The sequence below is a fragment of the Mucilaginibacter terrenus genome (assembly GCF_003432065.1).
In the GTDB taxonomy this organism is placed as follows: Bacteria; Bacteroidota; Bacteroidia; order Sphingobacteriales; family Sphingobacteriaceae; genus Mucilaginibacter; species Mucilaginibacter terrenus.
On the sequence record NZ_QWDE01000001.1, the window covers coordinates 2,284,215 to 2,305,237 of the forward strand.

Genomic DNA, 21,023 nt, shown 5'->3' on the forward strand with positions numbered 1-21,023 from the left:
AAACCATATAAAATTTAATATTTAAGTATGCTATAATATGGCATATTGGAAATTTATTGTCAATATTTTAGCTATTTTCGCAGTAATAACGAAAATACCCTAAGCTATTGAAACAATTGTTGTTACGCTCCTTAATGGCTGCTGTAAGCGTGCTTTTAGTAGCCACCGGCGTGCATGCGCAGGTGCTGCTAAGTGATGACTTCGAAACATCGCTTACCAACACGCCGGCATCTACAACCAACCCTGTTTGGTCTGGCTCCCTAACCGAATTTGCAATAAGCTCCAGCCCTACAATATCACCCCTTGCAGGCTCCTCCTCCCTGGCTTCTTATACGCATAACTCTGAGGATAATATATACACCACTTACAATGCCGGCACCTCTAACGTTAATATGGTATGGCGGCTGCTTTATAAAAATACAGGCTCGACTACAGACTCAGCTGATCCGAACAATGGTAAACGGTCATGGAATTTTTGGCTGGCTGCCAATGGCAGCAACCCTACAACGTGTTACGGCTATTATCTTACAGAACGGCAGGGAGTGTTATATTTAAGAAGGTACAATGGCGGCACCACCAATCTTGCAAGTTTTACCCTTACCAACAATACAACGTATAGTATAAAGGTTACCAGGAGAGGATCTGACGGTTTATGGGTGTTATATGTAGATGCAGGCACCGGAGAAGCTACAACCAGCAGAGGTTCTACAAACAACCAGGAGGTTGCTACAACCGGTACTTTGTATACTATACTGCTTAGTAACGACAAGAACGAGCCAAATACTTTTCTTTTTGACAATTACAGCATTTCTCAAGCTTCGGCAACGTTGGGGTGTACCACAGCAGGGCTGGCAAGCAGCAGCTATTTATTTTCAGGCGATGTAAATAAAGCAGTGCACAGCTTTCAGCTTACTTACATCGAAGACCTGCCTATAAAGCAGTTAACCATTTACAGCTCAGGAGCGTTAAACAACGGGCAGATATCCAGTTTCAGCCTCGTAAAATCAACAAATACCACTTACGGCGATGGCGATGATGTAACACTTACAGCTACTGATTTTACCGGTAATAACAATGGCAGTAATTTTCGTTTTGATAACAACAACACAAACGGGTATCTGCTTTCGGGCACCTCATCAGCAACCACAGTTTACTTCTTCCTGGTTTTAAACTTAAGCAGCACTTTTGTTAACACCAGTATGACGTCCACGTTCTCCATGAGCTCGGCAAATTCATCTCTGGTTTTTTCAGCAAACAACTCAATCAATATGGCTGCCTATAGTTGTACAGGAAACACGTATAGCTTCGGTAAGTTATTTGACTGGTACGGCAATGCCGATTTAATAAGCGGCTCGCCAGATCTCCGTTGGTCATCTAACAAGAACTGGGTGCTTAACGGCAATACAGGGTCTATCCCTGGCGCGGCACCAACCCAGTACGATAAAGTACGTATTGCAAGCATAAATTATGTCAACAGCAGCAGACAGCCGCTTGTAGATGCCAGCACAACCATTGCAGGGCTCGAATACGGATCGTTAAGTACCAGCCCGACATTTACGCTTAACAGCGGCATAACAGTAACCGTTAACGGAGATGTTAGTAATGGCAATACAGCAGCCGCGCTTGCAGGATCAGGCACGCTGGCAATTGGCGGTAACTTCACAAATAGCAGCAGCGCCACCTTTACAACCAACAGAACCAGCGCCTCGTCACAAAATACAATCAGTTTTACCAGCTCTTCTGCACAAACCATTACCAACTCCAATACCAGCACAACGCCGAGTGTTGTGTTGGGCAACCTTACCTTCTCAGGCGGGGGAACAAAAACGTTTGCAGCGGGTGGGTATTACAGTGTGTCGCCTTACAGTACAGTAACCCTGTCCGGCTCCACAATAGTTTCTATTCCATCATCAACAACACACCTGCAGTTGCTAACAGGTACCACAACACCCTTTTTAACATACGCCCAAATAGCCACCATACCTACAGGCAGTAGCATACAGGGCAATATAGATTATCAGGTGTATTTCCAGGGAGGGTCACTTTTCTATCGCAATTACCGGGCTATGGCCGCACCCGTTTACAGCGGCAGTTACAGTGCTTCAAACGGCAGCTACTCTCTTGCATCGCTAAAAAATACTTTTATCATTACAGGGCTTAACGGATCTGCAAACGGGTTTGATAAATCAACCAATAACGGCGCCACCCTCAGGACCTACAATCCGGCTACAAATAATTATACTTTTATAACGAGTTTAAATACTTTGCCAACGGTAGCATCCGGCCAGGGTTTTTATATGTACTACAGGGGCAATAATATAGCTAAACCAAATGCAACTGTAAATGACCCATATGGGGCAAAAACAAACAGTACCCTGGGTGCGGGCGGCAATACTTATGCAACACCCGAGGCAGTCACCTACACATACACCGGTGTTCCTAATCAAGGTGATGTAAGCGCCGCAACACTGCCTAACGGAAGCAATTATTTTTATTTTATAGCTAATCCCTATGCGGCAACGCTCGATGCAAATGCTGTAATAGCTGCCTCCAACATATCGCTGTTCACATGGACATGGGATCCGGTGTCTGGTACTTACGCTGTTTATGATAGTTCTACCCCCGCGGCTTCTACCCACGGCGCGAAACGGTACATAGTACCAGGCCAGGGATTTTTTGTAAAGAACAGCAATACCAGCGGCTCATCAAAAACGCTGAAGATTACAGAAGCCATGAAGAGCACCGGAAACAGTGCCAGCGCCGTACGCCTGCTTAGCACCGGCGCACCTTCTGTTGCTGCCGAGCCGCCCGTTATACGCCTTCAATTCTACAAAAATGCCTCAGTAAGAGATGAGTTGGGGATAGTGCTTAGCAGCGTGGCAAAAGATTCGTTAGATGCCGGCGATGCTGCTCACTTAAATGGCGATTACCTGAACCTCACCTCTATTACGCCAGACAATCAATACCTAACAATTGACAAGAGGCCTTTTAAAGGCACCAGAATAATTGTTCCCTTATTTATTAATGTAGCGGCCGATAGTATTTACACTTTTAAAAAGACCTATCTGAGCCCTGTGATGAGCAATTACAAGGTCACACTTTACGATAGCTTGCTTAACAATAAGGTAGAAATTACCAATATAGACTATTCATTTAACGTGTACCGGGCAAAACCCGAAACATTTGGTGGTAAACGTTTTAAACTGATAATAGAACAACTGCCGGCACCGGTTACCTTTTTTGAGTTCAAAGGAAAGTTAAATGGTGATAAAAAAGGCTTGCTTACCTGGCAAACCAACAGGTACCGCCTTGGCACAACTTACCAGGTACAACGCGCGCCGGATACAACAAACTTTACCGATATAGGCCTTGCCCAGGTAGGTGTTGATACTACAGGCAAGGGCAGTTATCAGCTTGTGGACTCCACCATACAGCAGGGCAATAATTATTACAGGCTTGTGCAAACGGATGTTTTTGGAAATAAATCATACTCAAACAAAGTAATGATTAACTTAAGCAGCGCTGTTGGGCCTGTAGATGTTAAAAACGGATTTAAGCTTTACCCGAACCCGGTTGTAACAGGTTTTTCTATCCTGAGTGATAAAAGCTATACGGGCAAGGTGAGTTTCAGGATATACAACAGCAACAGTGAGATAAAAATTTCAGGCTCGTTTACACAACTAAATGCGTTTGAATCCGTTAAACAGGACGTAAGCCAACTAAAATTAGGGGTTTACTTTATTGAACTTAGGGATGCAAACAATAAAGTGCTTACCACGCTTAAGTTTATAAAACAATAATTGCAAATAGAGAAGTTAGAAGTAGTGAAAATGGATTTGCGTAACAACTTAAAAAAAGGCCTGGCCTTTATAACAACCTTTATTATTGCTAATGCCCTCTCGCTGGCAGCATTTGCACAGCCTGTTGATCCTGGCGATGGCGATTGCGGCACCAGTCCGGATGATGCCTGCCAGGTACCGCTTGATACCTGGGTGATTGTGTTGGTGGCAGCTGGGTTAATTTACGGTATTTACCACCTTAACAAAAAACAAAAGGCCCTTTGCGCTTAATGCAAAAGGCCTTTCTCCAATTTATATTTTATTAATTACGACTTTCTTGCCGGCGCATTCAGGTCAAGCTGTTTGATGATGCCGTTAACTACCTTAGGCAAATCGTTCATGGTTTGTTTTGGATTGTGCAATTCGCCCACACCATAGCCTCTCCATACAACCGTATTAGTTTTAGGATCAATCAGGTCGATAATAACCGTACCCTCTTTGTAATGCACACGTTGCGCAAAGGTTGGACCGTAGTAAGGGCCGTAACCAAAGCCATAGCCATATGCCCAAGGGCGGTAAAAACCGTATCCAAAACCATAAGGATATCCCCAGCCGCCATAAGCGTAAGGTGAATAAAACTCGGTTTTAGTGCCGCGGCCGGTGACCGTTGCATAAGCCACCAACAGGTCTGGCGACTGGTTATTGTACGACAATCCTTTTTGTGTTAACGCCTCTTTTGTTGCCTGCTGTAATTTGCCGTTGCCAATCTCATCAAGCGGGCGCCATTGCTTGTTTGGGTTCTTTTGTAAAGGAGCCCAGGCAAAGGTACGGTATTGGGTAAGATTGGTTTTGTTAGCTGCAGCGGTATAGTAATTATAGCTGCTGCATGCTGATAGTAGCGATACGAAGGCTACTGCCAGCATTAAGTGAATGTATTTTCTCATGATCACACCTCTTATTTTAAGTCTTAGACAACAATGTAGCTGAAGGTTTAATGATAGAAAAAATATTTTTTTATTTAATTATCACTCTAAACAACACAGGTAACTACTAGGTAAGGTACTTCCCTACAATAGGCATCCTGCGGCCCATTCCAAATGCTTTTGGCGACACCCTCAGGATAGGCGGTGTTTGGTAGCGCTTGTGCTCTGCGAGGTTCACCAGGCGAATGACTTTACGCACGACCGCTTCATCAAAGCCCTGGTTGATGATACCTGCAGATGACTTGCGGTGCTCCAGGTATTGCACCAGTATAGCGTCCAGCGTATCGTATTCAGGTAACGAATCGGTATCCTTCTGCCCAGGTCTTAGCTCGGCAGATGGCGGTTTAACAATGGTATTCTCCGGTATGATCTCCCTGTCGCGGTTAATTTCCCGCGCAAGCTCAAACACTTGACTTTTATACACATCGCCAATTACAGAAATGCCGCCGCACATATCGCCATACAGCGTTCCGTAACCTACGGCAGCCTCGCTTTTGTTAGATGTATTCAGCAATATGTAGCCAAACTTATTGCACATAGCCATCAGCAGTACGGCCCTGCTGCGTGCCTGTATATTTTCTTCCGCAATGTTGAACGGCAGGTTCTTAAATTGTTGCGCCAGCGCTTTTTCAAAACTGTCGGTAACATTGCCTATCATAATGGTTTCGCTTTTGCAGCCAAGGTTCTTCACCAGGTCTTCAGCATCCTTAATGGAGTGGTCGCTTGAGAAATGCGAGGGTAGCAACACCGCCATCACATTCTCTGGCCCTAGTGCCTCGGCAGCAAGAGCACATACAACAGCCGAGTCTATACCGCCAGACAATCCCAATATCGCCTGTTTAAAGCCGGACTTTGAGAAATAATCGCGTATACCCAATATTAATCCCTGGTGTATCTGCTCAATATCGGTTTGCCGTTCACCGCGTATGGTAGATTCATGTTCGAAGCTGATGTTACCGCTATCGTCAAGCGTGTAATAGCAAAGCGACTCTTTAAAGTAAGGCATTTCATCAACCATTTTCCCATCCTTGTCAAACACCAGCGACCCGCCGTCGAAGATTAGTTCTGTCTGCGCGCCAACGTGGTTTACGTAAAACAGCGGCAACTTGTACCGGCTGGCGTTATCCTTCAGTATGGCAATACGTTCTTCGTCGTGATTATAGGCGAATGGAGACGCCGCTATGTTTATCATCACGTCCGGATTTTCCTTTATGAGAGTATCCATTGGGCGGGTTACGTACAACGGGTTCTCTATAGTGTTCCAAAGGTCTTCGCAAATGGTGAGTGCGATAAGCTTACCTTTAAAATCAATACACTTAAACTGAGTTGAAGGTTCAAAATAACGATACTCGTCAAAAACATCGTAATTTGGGAGCAGCGCCTTGTTTACCTGCGCCGTTACCTTACCATTCTCAATAAAGTACGCCGAATTATTGAGGTCCTTTCCTTCGGGGTTATTGTTAGGTGTAGGTACTCCTATAATACAGGCAATGCCGGTGCATTCTTTCGCAATAGTTTGTGCAGCCTGTTCACATAAATCAATAAATTCATTAAACTCCAGGAAGTCCCGCGCGGGATAGCCGCATACACAAAGCTCGGAGAACACCACTAAGTCGGCACCATTATCGCGAGCCTGGTGTATGCTGTCTATTATCTTTTTAGTATTGGCTTCAAAGTTGCCTATATGGTAGTTAAGCTGCGCTAATGCTATCTTCATAATGTACAGGGTAGATTGCTTGCGGGGTAATGCAAATAAAAAATTATTTTTGCTAAAACCTCGGGGATGAACTTGCTTTTAAATAAAACGACACTTGCTTATTTAAGTTTTATCGTACTCATATTTTCCGCTTGTAACAAACATAAAAAAATTGACGTTAGCAACATACCTGTTGACGTAAAAATAGAACGGTTTGATCATGATTTTGATTCGCTGCGCACTAAACCTATGGATGAACAGGCGGGCCAGTTATACAAGAAATACGGTGTGTTTTACACCGACTTTATAGAACGGGTACTAAGGGCAGGCACCTCACGTGATACGGCCTACTTTACTAAGCTGCACGCCATCTTTGCCGATAGATCATACATGGACCTTAAGCACGATGTAGACTCGGTTTACCCCAACCTGGATAAGCAGGAAGCGGAACTTACCGATGCCTTCCGGCGCATAAAATATTACTATCCTAAAAAGAACCTGCCTAAAGTGTACGCATATTTCTCCGGCTTCGAAGCGCAAACTACACTTGGCGAAGGTTACTTTGGTATAGGCCTGGATTTGTTCCTGGGGGCTAACTCGCGTTTTTACCCTGCGCTTGTAACGGCATTTCCGCATTATGTAAGCCGCAGGTTCACACCGGATAATATTACCCCACGCGTGGTTGAGGGTTTAGCCCGTGAAGATATGTTTGTGGAGGATGACAAGAATACAACACTACTGGCCAAAATGATCTATAATGGTAAGATCATGTACTTTATGGACCAGGTGATGCCTGATGTACCCGATTCTACCAAAATTGGTTATACCGGCAAGCAGCTTAAGTGGTGCGAAAGCTTTAAGGGCGATATGTGGAGCTTCTTTCTGGAGGAAAACCTGCTTTATAACAGCGATTACCAAAGTATACAAAAGTACCTGAACGAAGCTCCTTTCACCCCGGGGATAGGCGAAAACAACGAGTCGGCACCAAAGCTGGCTATTTGGACGGGCTGGCAAATTGTACGCACCTACATGGACAAACATCCGAACGTTACCCTGCAGCAGCTAATGGCCGATAATGATGCCCAAAAGATACTGAACGAAGCCAAGTACCGGCCTAAAAACAACGTGCAAGAATAGCTACAACTGCAAAAACAAAAAAGCGCCTCAATACGGAAGCGCTTTTAATATTTATCGGGTAAAAACTACCTTATTCTAATATCCTGAAAACAGCTCTCAGGCAAAGTATCGACGCTATTAACAAAATGATGTTAGAGATAAGCGTTGCATGAGGGAACTCTGCAAATCTTAAGAAACAACCGACTAGCCCAAGAGCAACGGTTAACACGATGAATATGTAGTGGCTTTCTGAATTTGCTTCTTTTATTGATGATGCCATTGTATGCTGTTTTTTGTTGTGGCAAAAATAGAAATGTTTACCGAAAAAAGCGACAAGTTTTTAAGCTTTTACCTCTTTTTTGGTCCAGCCCTGCGGCAGGTTTTCTTCAATCTCTATATTCTCGAACTCGGCACTGGCACGTGAACCTACCACTTTGGCCCATGCAGCCATTTTACTGATGCCCTCTTTAAGGCTTACGTTCTGGCTTTTGCCAAAAACTCCTGCCGCTTTCGAGTGGTCGCTATGCGCGTGCATTACCTCTTTACGTGCTTCCAGGTGAGTAACTTTTGGCTCAACACCAAGTTCATCGGCAACTACCTGTACCAGCTCGTTAACAGTATAAGGTCTATCGGCACCTACGTTAAATACTTCGTTGTATGAGGCTGGTACGTTTATGCAATTAGCAATATGCGGCGCAACGTCATCAATATAACTGAAAGCGCGTGTTTGCTCGCCATCACCAAAAATGGTCATTGGTTTTTCCTGCATAATCTGGTTCATGAAAATACCAATAACGTTACGGTACTTGTCGCCAATGTTCTGGTTCTCGCCATACACGTTGTGCGGACGGAAGATAACATAATTTAAACCGAACATGTGATGAGCGGCTTTGAGGTCCATTTCCACGGCGTATTTAGCTACTCCGTACGGATCTTCAGGCTGTGGCACCATGCTCTCCAGCATTGGCAACTGGCCTGCACCGTAAACCGCGATAGATGAGGTAAACACAAAGCATTTCACTTTATGCAAAACCGACAGGTTAATTAAATTCACTGATCCTATCAGGTTATTATTGTAGTTAAACCGGCGGATAAAATGCGACAGGCCTTCGGCTGCGTAGGCCGCAAGGTGATATACGTAGTCAAACTGGTGCTTGTCAAACAAGGACTGCAGCAGTTCATAATCGTTGATAGACCCTTTAATAAACTCTACACCTTCGGGCACGTGGTCTTCAAAACCGCCGCTAAGGTCATCAAGCACAATTACTTTGTGGCCTAAGTTTAAACAATGCTTAGCTACGTGTGAGCCAATAAAGCCGGCTCCGCCGGTCACCAGTGATGTGATCATATTTATTAATTTATTTATCTTTTATGATTGTATTAGTAACGACACCTGTGCCTACTCAAATATAAAAAACTTTATCCTAGTTACTCCCGGTAGTTGTACTTAAATCTGCAGGCTGTGCCATTACGGCTACTGCTTGCAAAAACCAGGCCGCATGTGGTATCCATTGCTCGGTCCAGCGCCATTCATCACCAGCTGCTTCTTTCTTAAAATCTATACCCGAGCCATCTGCACTACCGTTTTTACCGGTAATACCGTTTGATATGCCTCCTCGTTCGCTGCCATGCCCGTAATTAGATTGCATATACGGCACATTATTTTTCCCAAAACCGTATACGAAACACATATCGTAAGGGTTGCAGCCCATTATCCATGATAGTTGCTGTGAAGCGTACGCCGCGAGTGTTGCCTTAGTTCCCCAGGTGCCCGGCGAAGGATAAGCTACCCTGCCGCCCAAAATTGCTGCTGCAGCCAATGACCCAAGCCTTGCATTTTCGCCCTGCCACCACCATCCTGTCTCATTTTCATGCGGGATAAAAAAGCCGTCTTTTACTTTTCCATTAAACAGGAAGCTTTGCCGCGCGTAACCAAAGGGATTGCTTACCCGGCCGGTTACTGCCAGGTTATAATCAAGCGCCTGTTTTATTGTCCGCAGCGCCGGGTCGCGGTAAGTTATATCCTTTTCTTTAGCCAGGTAGCGCGTAAGGGCAACTACCGGGAGCCCGGCATCTGATGCGTGAAAGAAAGGCCGCCCTTTATCATTGGAGAGAAAATAGCCGTCGGGCGTCATACGTTTACTTAAATTTGCTGCCCGCTTACGTGCTTCGTCGCGGTACTGATCTTCGTTAGTGGCTATCCATAGTTCGGTAGCTGCCATCAGCGCGCAGTAATCGTCTATAATGTTCTCCTTACCATCATCATCGTATTTAGTATTATTTTGCAGCAGGTGGGCAAAACCTCTTTTTGCAGCATCAAGGTATTGGTCTGATGTAAACTCGCCCTTCTTTTTCCATTGTGATATGCGGGCAAGCGCCGCTATAGCCATGCCACCACCCTCACGAAAGGCACACTGGTACTGGTTGGTAGTAACGCTGTTGGCCAGCAGTCCTACTACTCTGCGGGCGTTAGGGTCCTTATTAAAGTAGCTGAACACGATCATGTAAAAGTATCCATCCTTGCTGAGGGCACGCACCATGTAGTCGGCGCCATACAGCGCTTCATTATCCAGCGAATCTTTAAGTTTCCATTTAGTAAGTAATTGCGGAATAGCTTCTGATGCACTTACCATGCTCCACGTTACCAGCGGTATCTGCTGGGGTGAAAAATAGTTGGCGTAGGCGAGGTGAGAAAAATACTTGCTTACATCGCCTGAAGCATCGCACCATCCGCCCCTCATATCTACCCGTTCGTTACTACCAAACAGTTGCATTTTAGCGTCGGCGGCCAGTTCGCCGGGTGTGGTAGCCCGTTGTTTATTATAGTAATGAATTATAGAGGACAGCGTTTGCCTTGTTACAGCGTTCTCGCCTATCACAAAGGGATATGAGGTGTATGTTACCTTGTCATAAACAATGCGCAACTTGTATTTGCCGGCACTGCTGAAGGGTGTGAAGTCCGCCTGCATAAACAGCTTACCTGGTGCCCAATCGGTAATGGTCTGCGGTTCGTTAAGCATACCGGTAAAGGCAACCTTGCCGGTAGCAACATTAACCAGGGTAAAGGCAAATGGCTTGGTAAGTTTGCTGTCAAACTGCACCACGGCCATTTTGGGGCTTTTGCTATCGAAGCCTATCTGGTTTACGTAGATGACTGGAGCTGCCTTTACATACGCCGCAATCAACAGAAGAACTATAGTGTAGAGTTTATTCATATTAAGATCTATCAGCACAACAATGCTGAATTGCTATTTTTTAGCAGCCCAGAGTATAGCATTTGTAACCATGTTGCGGTATGCAGCATCATTAAACAATATGGGCGAATGGCCCATAAATATGTACACGTTGCGCGCTTTTACATTAGGATTGGTCCACACCACCGGATGGTCGCCCATCTTTACGTCAGAATTAGGTGAATAGGTTTTCTCATCCACACTGGCCAACACATGTACATTGGCGCGCGGACTTTTATCATAACTATACCACTCTTCTTTTTTCACCACGAATGATTTAGGCACCCCCTTCATTACTGGGTGTTGGCGGTCCTCTATATTTACAGTTGCCGAAGCAAAATCAGGAATGTAATTTTTGTACCGGATACCACCCATAAAACCAGAAAACCATTGCCACATTGGAAAGCCATCAAACTCGCCCAGCAGGGTAGCGTGATGAAAACCTATCCATCCACCCCTACCCTGAGTAATATACCGTTCAAAAGCTGATGCAGCTTTTTCTTTCCAGCCGTAAGGCGGATAATCTAATTGAATAAAAAGGTTGTATTTGGATAGTAAGGCACTGTCAATGGTGTCGGTGTTCTGTATATAATCAATCTGAAAGCCTTTTTTGGCAGCCAGCTTATTTAGCCAGGGCCGTGCTGCGTTAGTAAATGCCACATGATGGCCGCCATTCTCATAAAGAGCAAGTACCCGGAACCTGGGCGATTTTATTTGTGCTTTGCAGCCGGCAGATATAATTAAAAGGATGCAGGCAAGCAGCAGTACTTTTTTCATTTGGAAGATAGGCTGGTGAGATACAGACCGTGCTCCTAAAATATGAATTTTCAGCTGTTACAATGTATGTAATCCTGAGTTAATCGCATACGATAATCATCACGGCTTACAAGCACATAATAAATGTGTAATTTTTAAAGGTATTTGCCCACGTGCAAAACCCATTTCAATTCAAAACCCTGCAGATGTAACAATCCTGAGTTCTTGGCATCAAAGTTGTAAATATCAGTTTAATAACATTTACTTAAATTAACAATATCATGGGCTTATTAAGATTTATAGCAGTTGGCGCGGCCATCGGTTACGGAATAAACTACATTACCAAAAAAGGCCCTAATGGCCGCTCAATACTGGACGATATTACAGAAGACGCTCCGGAATGGTTTGACAAGGCTAAGAAATATGCGGAGAATGCTGTTGACCAGGCATCGCAAACCGTTAAAGAGAAAGCCAACTACAGCGAAGGAGTATAACTCCACTGTTGCAATTTTGAGGCCGCCTTCTGTGTTTACATGCAGAAGGCGGTTCTGTTTTGAGGAATGCTGTACTATACTGATTAACAGTAGCTTTTTAATTACTAGTTAACTACTGAACGACCTTCCTAACCGTAAAAATTAAATGACACAATGGTACAATTAAATTAATTCGAAAGTTAATTGCCTGTGCAGTATATATTTTATATTTACCTGCAAATACAAGCTTTAATTGAACCCGGCCGACACCCTATTACGCTCCACACGGCTCTGCGGAGTTGCCTGTAGCCCAGCAAAAAAAACCGCTTCTTTATCCCTTTGGGGTCAGGTTTCGGAATTTTTTGTAAAGCTTTTTAATACCGCCGACTGGCCACCGAGATGGCATTGCGGCACCTGGTCAGATTTTCATGGCTGGTTATATATTTTGTCAGACATAGGCATTTGGGCCGCTTACTTTGCCATCCCGGTGCTGTTGATGATGATGATCCGAAAAAAGAAGGACATCCCCTTTCACCGCATTTTTTTCCTGTTTATCGCTTTTATACTTCTTTGCGGCCTAACACATCTTATTGACGCATTTATATTTTGGTGGCCCGCATACCGGCTCAGCGCTTTGCTAAGGTTTATCACAGCAGTGGTATCTATCACCACCGTTTATGCGCTGTATAGAGTATTGCCGGTGATCTTGAGCCTGCGCACCGTTGCAGAACTTGAAGCAGAGATAGAAAAACGCCGTATTGTAGAAGAAAAGCTGCTTCAGAATGAAATAGCGCTAAACCGCGCGCTGGAACTTACTACCCAAAATAACAAGCAATTAAAAACCTTTACACACATCCTGTCGCACAACATACGCAATCACGCCAGCAACATGACGCTGATTACCTCGCTGGTTGACCCCGCAACCCTCGATAGTGACAACGCCGAACTTTTCAGTAAAATCACCAGTGTTTCTCGTTCGCTTAACGCTACGCTTGACGATCTCTCCCAGGCAATAAGAATTAAGGAGAGTGTAATAGCTTCGGAGCAGGTTGACCTTAAAGCGGTAACGAATAAAGTACTGGAAGTTTTCCGGTCGGATCTTGAGCTGAACCATGGTATCGTGACGACAGATTTCCAAGTTGCAGAGGTGTACTTCCCGCGCATTTACCTGGAGAGCATCATCTTAAATCTGATATCGAATTCTATTAAATACAGAAGTGAGGAACGTAATCCAACTATAGTACTAAGATCGTATGTTAACGAGGATTTCCGTACTGTGCTGGAATGCAGCGACAACGGAATAGGTATAGACCTTGAACTGCACGGAAGTAAAATATTTGGTTTATATAAAACATTCCACGAGCGTAAGGATGCGCATGGTGTAGGATTGTTCCTGGTAAAAACACAGGTAGAATCACAGGGCGGGCAAATTGATGTTACAAGTTCCCCGGGTAATGGGTCGGTATTTAAAATAACTTTTTAATGGATAATAAGATTGATATAGCGTGTGTAATTGATGATGATGAGATTTATACTTTCACCGTTAAACGGATTATAAACCGGGCAGAAATTGCAAACAAGACCATCTTTTTTCACAACGGCAAAGCAGCCCTTGATTTTTTTACTGACAACGCCAGCCGGGTAGAAGAACTCCCTGATGTTATTTTGCTTGATATAAACATGCCCGTACTTGATGGCTGGCAATTCTTGGACGGGTTTGTTAAGCTTATACCAAAGTTCGGTAAGAAAATAACTGTTTATATAGTAAGTTCGTCTATTGATGAGGAGGATTACGCCCGGGCACGCAAGATATCTGCGGTAAGCGATTTCATTGTTAAACCACTCACGGTAGAGCATTTACATCACATCCGTAACGCCCTTAAAATCTAGCTGAATAGATAGTTCCTGTTTTTTGAATTTGTGTCCTCATTAAAAAAAAGCCAGCTCTCGTAGCGTTTTAAAGATTGGCAGCGTAATGCTGTTATTACACTTTACTAAAACCAATGTTAACAATGACACAAATTCAGCAAAAACTAGTTAGGCGGGCGGGCATATTCGGGATGATCTGTTTGCTGGCCGTATCACTCAGCTCATGTTTAAAAAACAACGACAACACGGTGCAGCCACCGTTTGCTTTACTATCAGTAATCAACGCGTCACCAGGTTCGCCTAATGTCGACTTCTACCTTGATCAGAACCGCGCTAGCGTTTACCCTATCATTTATGGTAGCGGATTAGATTACCTGCAAGCTTATTCAGGCAACAGAAAAGCATCATTCTACACCGCAGGTACACAAACCCTGTACCTGGCAGATACCATTAAACTACAACAGGATAAATATTATTCCTTGTTTTTGGCTAACGAAGCAGGCCACCAGGAAACCATTTTAGTTAATGATAGCATCAGCAGGCCGGCAGATGGTAAAGCCGCTATACGCTTTGTTAACCTGAGCCAGAATGCACCGGCAGCAGACCTGGTTATAAAAGACGGTGCCACTTTAGTTACCAACAAAGGCTACAAAGGCGTATCGCCATTTGTTCCGGTTGATCAAAAAGCTAATTACACTATCGAGGTTCGTCAAACAGGTACTACAACTGTATTAGCTTCCTTAACTAACGTACCATTGAATAATGGCTCTATTTACACGGTTTGGTTGCAGGGCGTGAACGGCGCTACAGACGCTAAAAAGCTAACAGCCAAAATCCAGAAAAACGTTTTCTACTATTAAACATCATCTACCTATTTAAAAGCCCCGGATATCCGGGGCTTTTTTGTTTTCAACTCTTATTCCTAAAAGTATAGCTATACAGCAAACAAACTACCTGGTTTTAGCATTCACTTATCATTAATTGCTAATCCAACTACATTTTGAATAGTACTAAACACATTGGCATAATTGGCGGCGGCCCAAGTGCCTTATTTATGGTTAAACGGCTGGTAGATGCGGGCAATACCGATCTGCAGATAACCATTTTTGAAAAGAAAAATCAACTGGGTGCAGGGATGCCTTACAGCCACCTTGGCGCAAACGATGAGCACGTAACCAACGTGTCGGACAATGAGATACCGGAGCTTGTCACTACAATTTCTGAGTGGATTAAAACTGTTCCGGAAGACACGCTAAACAAGTTTAACATACGCCGGGACCACTTTAACGAGTACAAGGTGCTGCCCCGTTTATTGTTCGGTCAATACCTTGCTGCGCAATTTAAATTGGTACTGGCGGCAGCCAAAGAGAAAGGTATAGCTGTACAGGTTAATTATAACACCACGGTTGTTGACATTATTGACCAGCCAAAACAGGAGACTACCTTGGTAATAACCGAAGCAGGTGATAATTATGAGTTCGATCATATTGTGCTTTGCACAGGTCACCGGTGGCCCAAAGTACATGAGGGTAAGATTCCAGGCTACTTCGACTCTCCCTATCCTCCATCAAAGCTAGGTTTTAAGGTAAATACTCCCGTTGCTGTCAGGGGGGCGTCGCTTACCGCTATTGATGCCATACGTACGCTGAGCAGGCACAACGGTAGCTACCAGAAAGATACAGAGGGCGTTTTAACTTATAAAGTAGATGAAGCCAGCAAAGGTTTCCGGCTGGTGCTGCATTCGCGTAATGGCATGCTGCCTGCGGTACGCTTTCATTTAGAAGATTCGCACCTGGGCAAAGACACCGTGCTGAGCAACGAGGAAATTGCTGAAGCACGCGAAAAAAACGAGGGGTTCCTCCCACTCGACCTGGTATTTGACCGCAACTTTAAAGAAAGCTTTAAGGCTAAACGCCCTGCCTTTTACAAGCGCATTAAGGATGTGCAGATGGAAGAGTTCGTAAACTTTATGATGGCCATGCGCGAGCAGGCCGATCCTTTTGAGTTGTTACAAGCTGAATACAAAGAAGCTGAAAAGTCCATAGAAGCGGAAGAGTCTGTATACTGGAAAGAAATGCTGGCGGTGCTAAGCTTCGCCATGAATTATCCGGCTAAATATTTTTCTGCAGAGGATATGCTGCGGGTGCAGAAGACCCTTATGCCGCTCATCTCTATTGTAATAGCATTTGTGCCGCAAAGTTCTGTTGAGGAGTTACTGGCGCTTTGGAAAGCGGGTGTGCTTACGCTGGTAAGCGTTGGCGATGACAGCGAAGTAGAGCCTGTTGATACCGGTGGCATCGTTTATCACTATACCGATGAGGATGGCAAGAAGGTTGCTGAATCTTATCCGTTGTTTGTTGACAGTATTGGGCAGCCACACTTGTCTTACAATGATCTGCCTTACCCAGGCCTAAGAGAAAACCTCACTGTTACTCCTGCAAAACTACTATTTCGGGATGCACAACTAGGCGCTGCTGAAATGGAGCACAACAAAAAAGTAGAGAAAGACAGAAACGGGGATTACGTTTTAACAGTACCCGGAGTAGCCATAAACGATGCCTTCCAGGCGGTGGACGCTTACGGCGCGTTAAACGACCGTATTTACATTATGGCCGTGCCTTATATTGGAGGTTTTAATCCTGATTATTCCGGATTAGATTTTTCTGAAGCAGCATCTGAACGCATCGCAAAAGCTATATTGCACGCCTAGTTATGGAAAGTTCAAGTGACAATTTAAAGTTATTTATGATTTTGCTGGGATCGAAAGCGCCACGGCGCAATGTAGAACAGCACGATTATTTCTTTGCTATAGCATCCAACCTTAAAGAACTTATACCGGAGATGAAGACCTTTTGGCCCGAAGCCGGCAACAGTTTACATATAGATGGCTGGCGCGAGGTAAATACCGTAGATGGTTACGCTATAAAGGTTGTACCTAAAGAGCAAGCCTTACCAGTTACCGCAAAACGGCTATTCTTCATCAACCTGGGTGGATATACAGCCGGGAAGTTAGAAGAACAGCACTATACCGTTTTAAGCGTACAGGACGATCGTGCCCGTGCGGTACAGGATGCTAAAAAGACTGCGTTCTTCAAAAAACAATCTATAGCTGCAGTGAAAGGAGCAAACTCCCACATCGACGAAAAATATGGTATAGACGTAGATGACATTTACCGCATTGAAGACATCTTAAGCGAACAGCAAAAAGCCAAATACCACATTCAGATTACTCCCGCCGAAGGCTTGTCGGAAGATGTGATTCATTTAGGCTACTTTAAACTTGATAAACTCTAACACAGCTGCGATCTGAAATAAAAAAGGGGCCCAACCATAAAGTTGAGCCCCTTTTGCTATAAAGAAGTACGAGCTTACAATATGTAAAATACCTTCGACTGTTCGCTGGCACTTACTGCGGGCTTGCTATCTGCTTTATAGTTTTCTTTAAGCATCTGCATAACGTCTCGCTCTATCGTGCGGGAAATGGTAGTGGTAGGCGTATCGGTAGGTTTGTTCTCAAACGGATCCTGCAGGTGTATGGCCATACTTTCTATCAGGAAAAAGGATGTTGCAATTGCAATTACCAATGGTACTTCTACCACACCAAAGAATTCTATTAAGCCAAACGGCAATAGCAGGATGAACAGCAAAACCGAAAAGTGGATGTACGTGCTGTAAGTTGCCGGGAACACCGTGTTCTTAATACGCTCGCATCCTCCCATATGGTTAGAGAAACGTGTTAACGTTTTATCCAGCTCAATCTGTTGGAATTCATTTATCCAGCCCAGCTTATAGGCACTGCGAATGTCTGCACCATGCAGCTCCAATAAGGCTACGGGGACATTACCATAGCGGCTGATGTGCTTCATATCTTCCTCGCTTAAGTACTTTTCTAATCCGGCGCGCGGATCTTGCTTACGCAGGTGGCAGCTGAGGCTGTGGCACCAGGCAATTTGCCTTTTGCTCAGCTTTTCTACAAACCGGCGTTGCTCGTCTTCGGCATAAGGCGTGTCAACAAAGGTGAGTAACTGGCGGGTGAACGAGCGGGAATCATTCACAATCGCTCCCCATAGTGTACGGGCTTCCCACCAGCGGTCGTAAGCCTGATTAGATTTAAAGGCGAGCAACAGCGATATAATGGTACCCAATATGGTAGGCACCGCAATAGGTATTGATATACGGGTAACATGGAAGTTGTTGTACATAACCGCTATTAACACCGAGTAAACGGTTACCAGCAGCACTTCCTTTTTTACCTTGCCCAGCATGTAGCTGACAGGGATGTTTTCTTTTAATAACATGGCAGATGGTGTTTAAGGTTTATGCTTCTGTTAAAATTTCCTCTGTTTCGTAAACATGTTCGCCAGCTGGCTGCTCTTGAACATGCGCCTGCTTTTTATTGAGTTTAAGCACAGGCAATCCGCTCTTTTGAACAAGTACATCAGGGTTAATGCTGCTTTTGTGGATAGCACCAAAAGAACAGCTTTCGCTTTCCAGTATCATGTCTACCTCGTTAGCGTCCAAAAAGTTCCTGAACATGCCTAACGTGCTGCCGTACAAAAACTCGAGCTTTACGTTGTATATCTGGGGATTTTGCGCTCGTATGTCTCTTAATTGCTTATAGAATTCGTCGCTTACTCTTTCATATTCGCGGCTGCGGCGGCTCAGCATCAGCAGGTCGTTTTCAGAATCAGATAATTTAAACATGTGGACAAACACAAGGTTGATACCCTCTCCCCGCACCTGGTTGGTAATGCCCTGGATGCACTTAAGGGCATCGGGCTGGTAGTCTGTTGGAATTAATATGGTTTTCATAGATAACAGATTAAATTGTTTTACATCACAATTTTACCCCGCACCCATTAAGAAGTTATAAGACACTTATTAAAGTCTTATTAGAATTAAGAAAACGCTCTAATAACTAAGTTCTTAATTTACAACAAGTAAAACCATCCGGTTTAAGAAGTATTAAGAGATTGACTCGAGTTATTAGAAAGTGATAAGGAGCAGGGCGCTTATTTTACAACCGGAAGCAAAATTTGTATCTCCGTTCCCTTGTCTTCTTCGGATCGTATACCTATGGATCCTTTATGTAACCTGATGATGTTTAACGTTAGAGGCAACCCTATCCCATGTCCTTGAAAATTGCCCGTGTTTGACGCCCTGAAGAACGGCTCGAAAATATGTTGCTGCTCTTCTTGCGGAATACCAATACCCCTGTCTATTACCTTTACAATAATGCGCCCGCCTGTAGATGTAACTTGTATTTGTACCGGCCGGTTATTGGAATATTTGCAGGCGTTTAGCACAATATTGCTTAGCGCAAGTTGCAGCAGGTTTACGTTCCCTTCTGTTTGCAGCGAAAGTTCGTCCTCGGGTAGCGACGAAAAATCCAGGTCTATAATACTTTCTGCAATTACTTTTTTTGCAGCATCTGCTACGGTAATTATCAATTCATCAATCCGTATTTTTTGCCAGTCTTGCTTTTTACCGTCAAAACCCGTTTGTGCCAATCCTAATAAACTAGCCAGTATATGCCCAAGTTTCTCCGCTTCCAGCAAAATGGCTTTTACGGCAGGCTTAAGTTCATTATCCAGCCGGGTATTAGTCAGCAGCAGTTCGGTTTCGCTGGTAATGATAGTTAAAGGTGTACGTAATTCATGTGAGGCGTTGCTTACAAAATTATTCTGCGTTTCAAAAGCTGTTTCCAGCCGCGTAAGCATGTTATTAAAGGTAAGTACCAGTTCGGCTATCTCGTCCTTGCTTTTTATCTCGTCAAGCCGCATGTGCAGGTTATTGGCACTAATGCTTTTAACCCGTTTTATCATACCCCTTAAAGGCTGCACCGTAAAGTATGAAAATACCTTACCTGCAACGTAAGCCAGCACAATGGCCACAAAGAACATGGCAATTAGCACCCGTTTTAACTCTTCCAGCTCTTTAAAGCCATAAGGATCTGTTGCGGTCACCACTACTATATAATCCCGTCCCTTGCTGTTGAAGTAACCACCGGCGTAAAAGCGGTTCTTTTGCGTATACCTTATCTTTTTCCCCTTACCGGCAATTATCTCCCTGTAAAAGGTTTTGGGAAGCTTTAATGCGGGGATATGGTTATCTGCCGTAGATGTATCCAGCCGTACAACGTACTCCTTCTCGTTAAAGAGTTTCTCGAGGTAGCGTTGCCTAACTTGCTGGTAAGCCAATGATGACTTGTCAGGATCAATGCTGATCTCGGCAGTGAGGTTTACTCTCGCCTCCAGTCGTTTAAAAAAGTCTTCGAAGTTAAATTTTGATACAAAGTAGAATATAGAGGCATTAAGCAGCAATAGGCCTATGGTAGAAATACCAAAAAAAAGCAACGTTATTTTAGTTTGAAGCTTCATTGCCGTCTTCTTTCATTATGTAGCCCATGCCAAACACGGTATGCAGCAGTTTTACCTGATGGGCACTATCAACTTTTTTGCGGAGATAGTTCACGTATACGTCCACCACGTTGGTACCCATATTAAAATCAATATCCCACACATTTTCCAGTATCTGTATCCTGGAAAGTACCATGTTTTGATGCCGCATAAAGTACTCCAGTAAACGGTACTCCGTAGCGGTGAGGCTAATGGCTTTGCCATCTCGTTTTGCTGTTTTTGATGTTGTATCAACCTCCAATCCGGCTAAAGAGAGAACGGTTTTGGGCGAGTCGCCTTTTTTGCTGCGGCGTACGAGGGTACGTATACGTGCCTCCAGTTCTGCAAATTTAAAAGGTTTGGCAAGGTAGTCGTCGGCGCCGGCGTTAAGCCCGGTTACCACGTTCTCTGTACTTGATAGAGCCGTCAGCATCAGTATAGCTATGTTATCATCCTGTTTACGGATCTCTTTACAAAGTTGTATACCGTTCATTCCAGGCAACATTACATCCAGAATCAAGAGGTCAAACTGGTGGCCCACCGCCATTTCCAGCCCTGTAGCACCATCCGCGGCTACACTAACCTCCATTCCCGCATCGGTTAACCCGCGAACAATTACGGACACCAATCCGGGCTCGTCTTCAACAAGTAGTATCTTCATTTAACAAAAGAAATTTAGAGGGGCCGTTAAAGGTAACAAAACCGTTTTTAATTGTTATT

General features: G+C 44.3%; 19 protein-coding genes. 9 read left to right on the top strand and 10 right to left on the bottom strand.

Annotated elements, in window-relative coordinates:
- Nucleotides 1-134: 134 nt before the first annotated feature.
- Together DYU05_RS10210 and DYU05_RS10215 are read left to right on the top strand one after the other, a co-directional pair.
- Nucleotides 135-3,800: a T9SS type A sorting domain-containing protein gene (locus DYU05_RS10210; RefSeq protein WP_117382830.1), complete on the top strand. Its 3,666-nt coding sequence runs from the start codon at nt 135-137 to the stop codon at nt 3,798-3,800.
- Nucleotides 3,801-3,830: 30 nt separating this feature from the next.
- Nucleotides 3,831-4,070 carry a PID-CTERM protein-sorting domain-containing protein gene (locus tag DYU05_RS10215; protein WP_133300212.1) on the top strand — a complete coding sequence of 80 codons (240 nt, stop codon included), beginning with the start codon at nt 3,831-3,833 and terminating at the stop codon, nt 4,068-4,070.
- 35 nt (nt 4,071-4,105) lie between these two features.
- Here DYU05_RS10215 and DYU05_RS10220 read toward each other — a convergent pair whose 3' ends face one another.
- Both DYU05_RS10220 and DYU05_RS10225 read right to left on the bottom strand, forming a co-directional pair.
- Nucleotides 4,106-4,723, bottom strand: a complete 618-nt coding sequence (locus tag DYU05_RS10220; protein WP_117382832.1) for a DUF4136 domain-containing protein — start codon at nt 4,721-4,723, stop codon at nt 4,106-4,108.
- A gap of 106 nt (nt 4,724-4,829) precedes the next feature.
- Entirely contained in the window at nt 4,830-6,479 is a 1,650-nt protein-coding gene (locus DYU05_RS10225; RefSeq protein ID WP_117382833.1) for an NAD+ synthase, read from the bottom strand.
- A 66-nt stretch (nt 6,480-6,545) separates the two neighbouring features.
- Here DYU05_RS10225 and gldB point away from each other — a divergent pair, with 66 nt between their 5' ends.
- Nucleotides 6,546-7,595, top strand: a complete 1,050-nt coding sequence (gene gldB / locus DYU05_RS10230) for a gliding motility lipoprotein GldB (protein ID WP_117382834.1) — start codon at nt 6,546-6,548, stop codon at nt 7,593-7,595.
- 70 nt (nt 7,596-7,665) lie between these two features.
- Here the strand turns inward: gldB and DYU05_RS20910 are convergent, their stop codons facing one another.
- The 4 genes from DYU05_RS20910 to DYU05_RS10245 form a co-directional block, all read right to left on the bottom strand.
- The gene (locus tag DYU05_RS20910) at nt 7,666-7,854 is read right to left on the bottom strand and encodes a hypothetical protein (RefSeq protein ID WP_133300213.1); all 189 of its coding nucleotides are present in this window, start codon (nt 7,852-7,854) and stop codon (nt 7,666-7,668) included.
- A gap of 60 nt (nt 7,855-7,914) precedes the next feature.
- Nucleotides 7,915-8,922, bottom strand: coding sequence for an NAD-dependent epimerase/dehydratase family protein (locus tag DYU05_RS10235; RefSeq protein WP_117382835.1), 1,008 nt, complete (start codon nt 8,920-8,922; stop codon nt 7,915-7,917).
- A 76-nt stretch (nt 8,923-8,998) separates the two neighbouring features.
- The gene (locus DYU05_RS10240) at nt 8,999-10,789 is read right to left on the bottom strand and encodes a glycoside hydrolase family 9 protein (RefSeq protein ID WP_117382836.1); all 1,791 of its coding nucleotides are present in this window, start codon (nt 10,787-10,789) and stop codon (nt 8,999-9,001) included.
- A gap of 33 nt (nt 10,790-10,822) precedes the next feature.
- Nucleotides 10,823-11,584: a ThuA domain-containing protein gene (locus DYU05_RS10245; protein ID WP_117382837.1), complete on the bottom strand. Its 762-nt coding sequence runs from the start codon at nt 11,582-11,584 to the stop codon at nt 10,823-10,825.
- 260 nt (nt 11,585-11,844) lie between these two features.
- Between DYU05_RS10245 and DYU05_RS10250 the strand changes: the two genes are divergently transcribed.
- The 6 genes from DYU05_RS10250 (at nt 11,845) to DYU05_RS10275 (ending at nt 17,199) form a co-directional block, all read left to right on the top strand.
- Nucleotides 11,845-12,057: a YtxH domain-containing protein gene (locus DYU05_RS10250; protein WP_205771826.1), complete on the top strand. Its 213-nt coding sequence runs from the start codon at nt 11,845-11,847 to the stop codon at nt 12,055-12,057.
- Between the two features lie 232 nt (nt 12,058-12,289).
- Entirely contained in the window at nt 12,290-13,519 is a 1,230-nt protein-coding gene (locus tag DYU05_RS10255) for a sensor histidine kinase (protein WP_117382838.1), read from the top strand.
- Nucleotides 13,519-13,926 carry a response regulator gene (locus DYU05_RS10260; protein WP_117382839.1) on the top strand — a complete coding sequence of 136 codons (408 nt, stop codon included), beginning with the start codon at nt 13,519-13,521 and terminating at the stop codon, nt 13,924-13,926. The genes DYU05_RS10255 and DYU05_RS10260 overlap by 1 nt, the downstream gene beginning before the upstream one ends.
- A 122-nt stretch (nt 13,927-14,048) precedes the next feature.
- The gene (locus tag DYU05_RS10265) at nt 14,049-14,765 is read left to right on the top strand and encodes a DUF4397 domain-containing protein (protein ID WP_165852042.1); all 717 of its coding nucleotides are present in this window, start codon (nt 14,049-14,051) and stop codon (nt 14,763-14,765) included.
- A 140-nt stretch (nt 14,766-14,905) separates the two neighbouring features.
- Entirely contained in the window at nt 14,906-16,615 is a 1,710-nt protein-coding gene (locus tag DYU05_RS10270) for an FAD/NAD(P)-binding protein (protein ID WP_205771827.1), read from the top strand.
- 2 nt (nt 16,616-16,617) lie between these two features.
- Nucleotides 16,618-17,199, top strand: coding sequence for a DUF1543 domain-containing protein (locus DYU05_RS10275; protein ID WP_117382842.1), 582 nt, complete (start codon nt 16,618-16,620; stop codon nt 17,197-17,199).
- 74 nt (nt 17,200-17,273) lie between these two features.
- On the opposite strand, the gene DYU05_RS10280 is transcribed toward DYU05_RS10275, so the two are convergent.
- The 4 genes from DYU05_RS10280 to DYU05_RS10295 all read right to left on the bottom strand — a co-directional run bounded on the left by DYU05_RS10280 (nt 17,274) and on the right by DYU05_RS10295 (nt 20,964).
- Nucleotides 17,274-18,203, bottom strand: a complete 930-nt coding sequence (locus tag DYU05_RS10280) for a bestrophin family protein (protein WP_117382843.1) — start codon at nt 18,201-18,203, stop codon at nt 17,274-17,276.
- Nucleotides 18,204-18,222: 19 nt separating this feature from the next.
- Entirely contained in the window at nt 18,223-18,717 is a 495-nt protein-coding gene (locus DYU05_RS10285) for a hypothetical protein (protein ID WP_117382844.1), read from the bottom strand.
- Between the two features lie 200 nt (nt 18,718-18,917).
- Nucleotides 18,918-20,285: a HAMP domain-containing sensor histidine kinase gene (locus DYU05_RS10290; protein WP_117382845.1), complete on the bottom strand. Its 1,368-nt coding sequence runs from the start codon at nt 20,283-20,285 to the stop codon at nt 18,918-18,920.
- Entirely contained in the window at nt 20,269-20,964 is a 696-nt protein-coding gene (locus DYU05_RS10295; RefSeq protein ID WP_117382846.1) for a response regulator transcription factor, read from the bottom strand. The genes DYU05_RS10290 and DYU05_RS10295 overlap by 17 nt, the downstream gene beginning before the upstream one ends.
- Nucleotides 20,965-21,023: the final 59 nt, after the last annotated feature.

Bases quoted from the DNA above. Each gene is read 5' to 3' on its own strand.
- DYU05_RS10210 (WP_117382830.1), top strand. From the start codon at position 135: ATGGCTGCTGTAAGCGTGCTTTTAGTAGCCACCGGCGTGCATGCGCAG.
- DYU05_RS10215 (WP_133300212.1), top strand. From the start codon at position 3,831: ATGGATTTGCGTAACAACTTAAAAAAAGGCCTGGCCTTTATAACAACC.
- DYU05_RS10220 (WP_117382832.1), bottom strand. From the start codon at position 4,723: ATGAGAAAATACATTCACTTAATGCTGGCAGTAGCCTTCGTATCGCTA.
- DYU05_RS10225 (WP_117382833.1), bottom strand. From the start codon at position 6,479: ATGAAGATAGCATTAGCGCAGCTTAACTACCATATAGGCAACTTTGAA.
- gldB (WP_117382834.1), top strand. From the start codon at position 6,546: ATGAACTTGCTTTTAAATAAAACGACACTTGCTTATTTAAGTTTTATC.
- DYU05_RS20910 (WP_133300213.1), bottom strand. From the start codon at position 7,854: ATGGCATCATCAATAAAAGAAGCAAATTCAGAAAGCCACTACATATTC.
- DYU05_RS10235 (WP_117382835.1), bottom strand. From the start codon at position 8,922: ATGATCACATCACTGGTGACCGGCGGAGCCGGCTTTATTGGCTCACAC.
- DYU05_RS10240 (WP_117382836.1), bottom strand. From the start codon at position 10,789: ATGAATAAACTCTACACTATAGTTCTTCTGTTGATTGCGGCGTATGTA.
- DYU05_RS10245 (WP_117382837.1), bottom strand. From the start codon at position 11,584: ATGAAAAAAGTACTGCTGCTTGCCTGCATCCTTTTAATTATATCTGCC.
- DYU05_RS10250 (WP_205771826.1), top strand. From the start codon at position 11,845: ATGGGCTTATTAAGATTTATAGCAGTTGGCGCGGCCATCGGTTACGGA.
- DYU05_RS10260 (WP_117382839.1), top strand. From the start codon at position 13,519: ATGGATAATAAGATTGATATAGCGTGTGTAATTGATGATGATGAGATT.
- DYU05_RS10265 (WP_165852042.1), top strand. From the start codon at position 14,049: ATGACACAAATTCAGCAAAAACTAGTTAGGCGGGCGGGCATATTCGGG.
- DYU05_RS10275 (WP_117382842.1), top strand. From the start codon at position 16,618: ATGGAAAGTTCAAGTGACAATTTAAAGTTATTTATGATTTTGCTGGGA.
- DYU05_RS10280 (WP_117382843.1), bottom strand. From the start codon at position 18,203: ATGTTATTAAAAGAAAACATCCCTGTCAGCTACATGCTGGGCAAGGTA.
- DYU05_RS10285 (WP_117382844.1), bottom strand. From the start codon at position 18,717: ATGAAAACCATATTAATTCCAACAGACTACCAGCCCGATGCCCTTAAG.
- DYU05_RS10290 (WP_117382845.1), bottom strand. From the start codon at position 20,285: ATGAAGCTTCAAACTAAAATAACGTTGCTTTTTTTTGGTATTTCTACC.
- DYU05_RS10295 (WP_117382846.1), bottom strand. From the start codon at position 20,964: ATGAAGATACTACTTGTTGAAGACGAGCCCGGATTGGTGTCCGTAATT.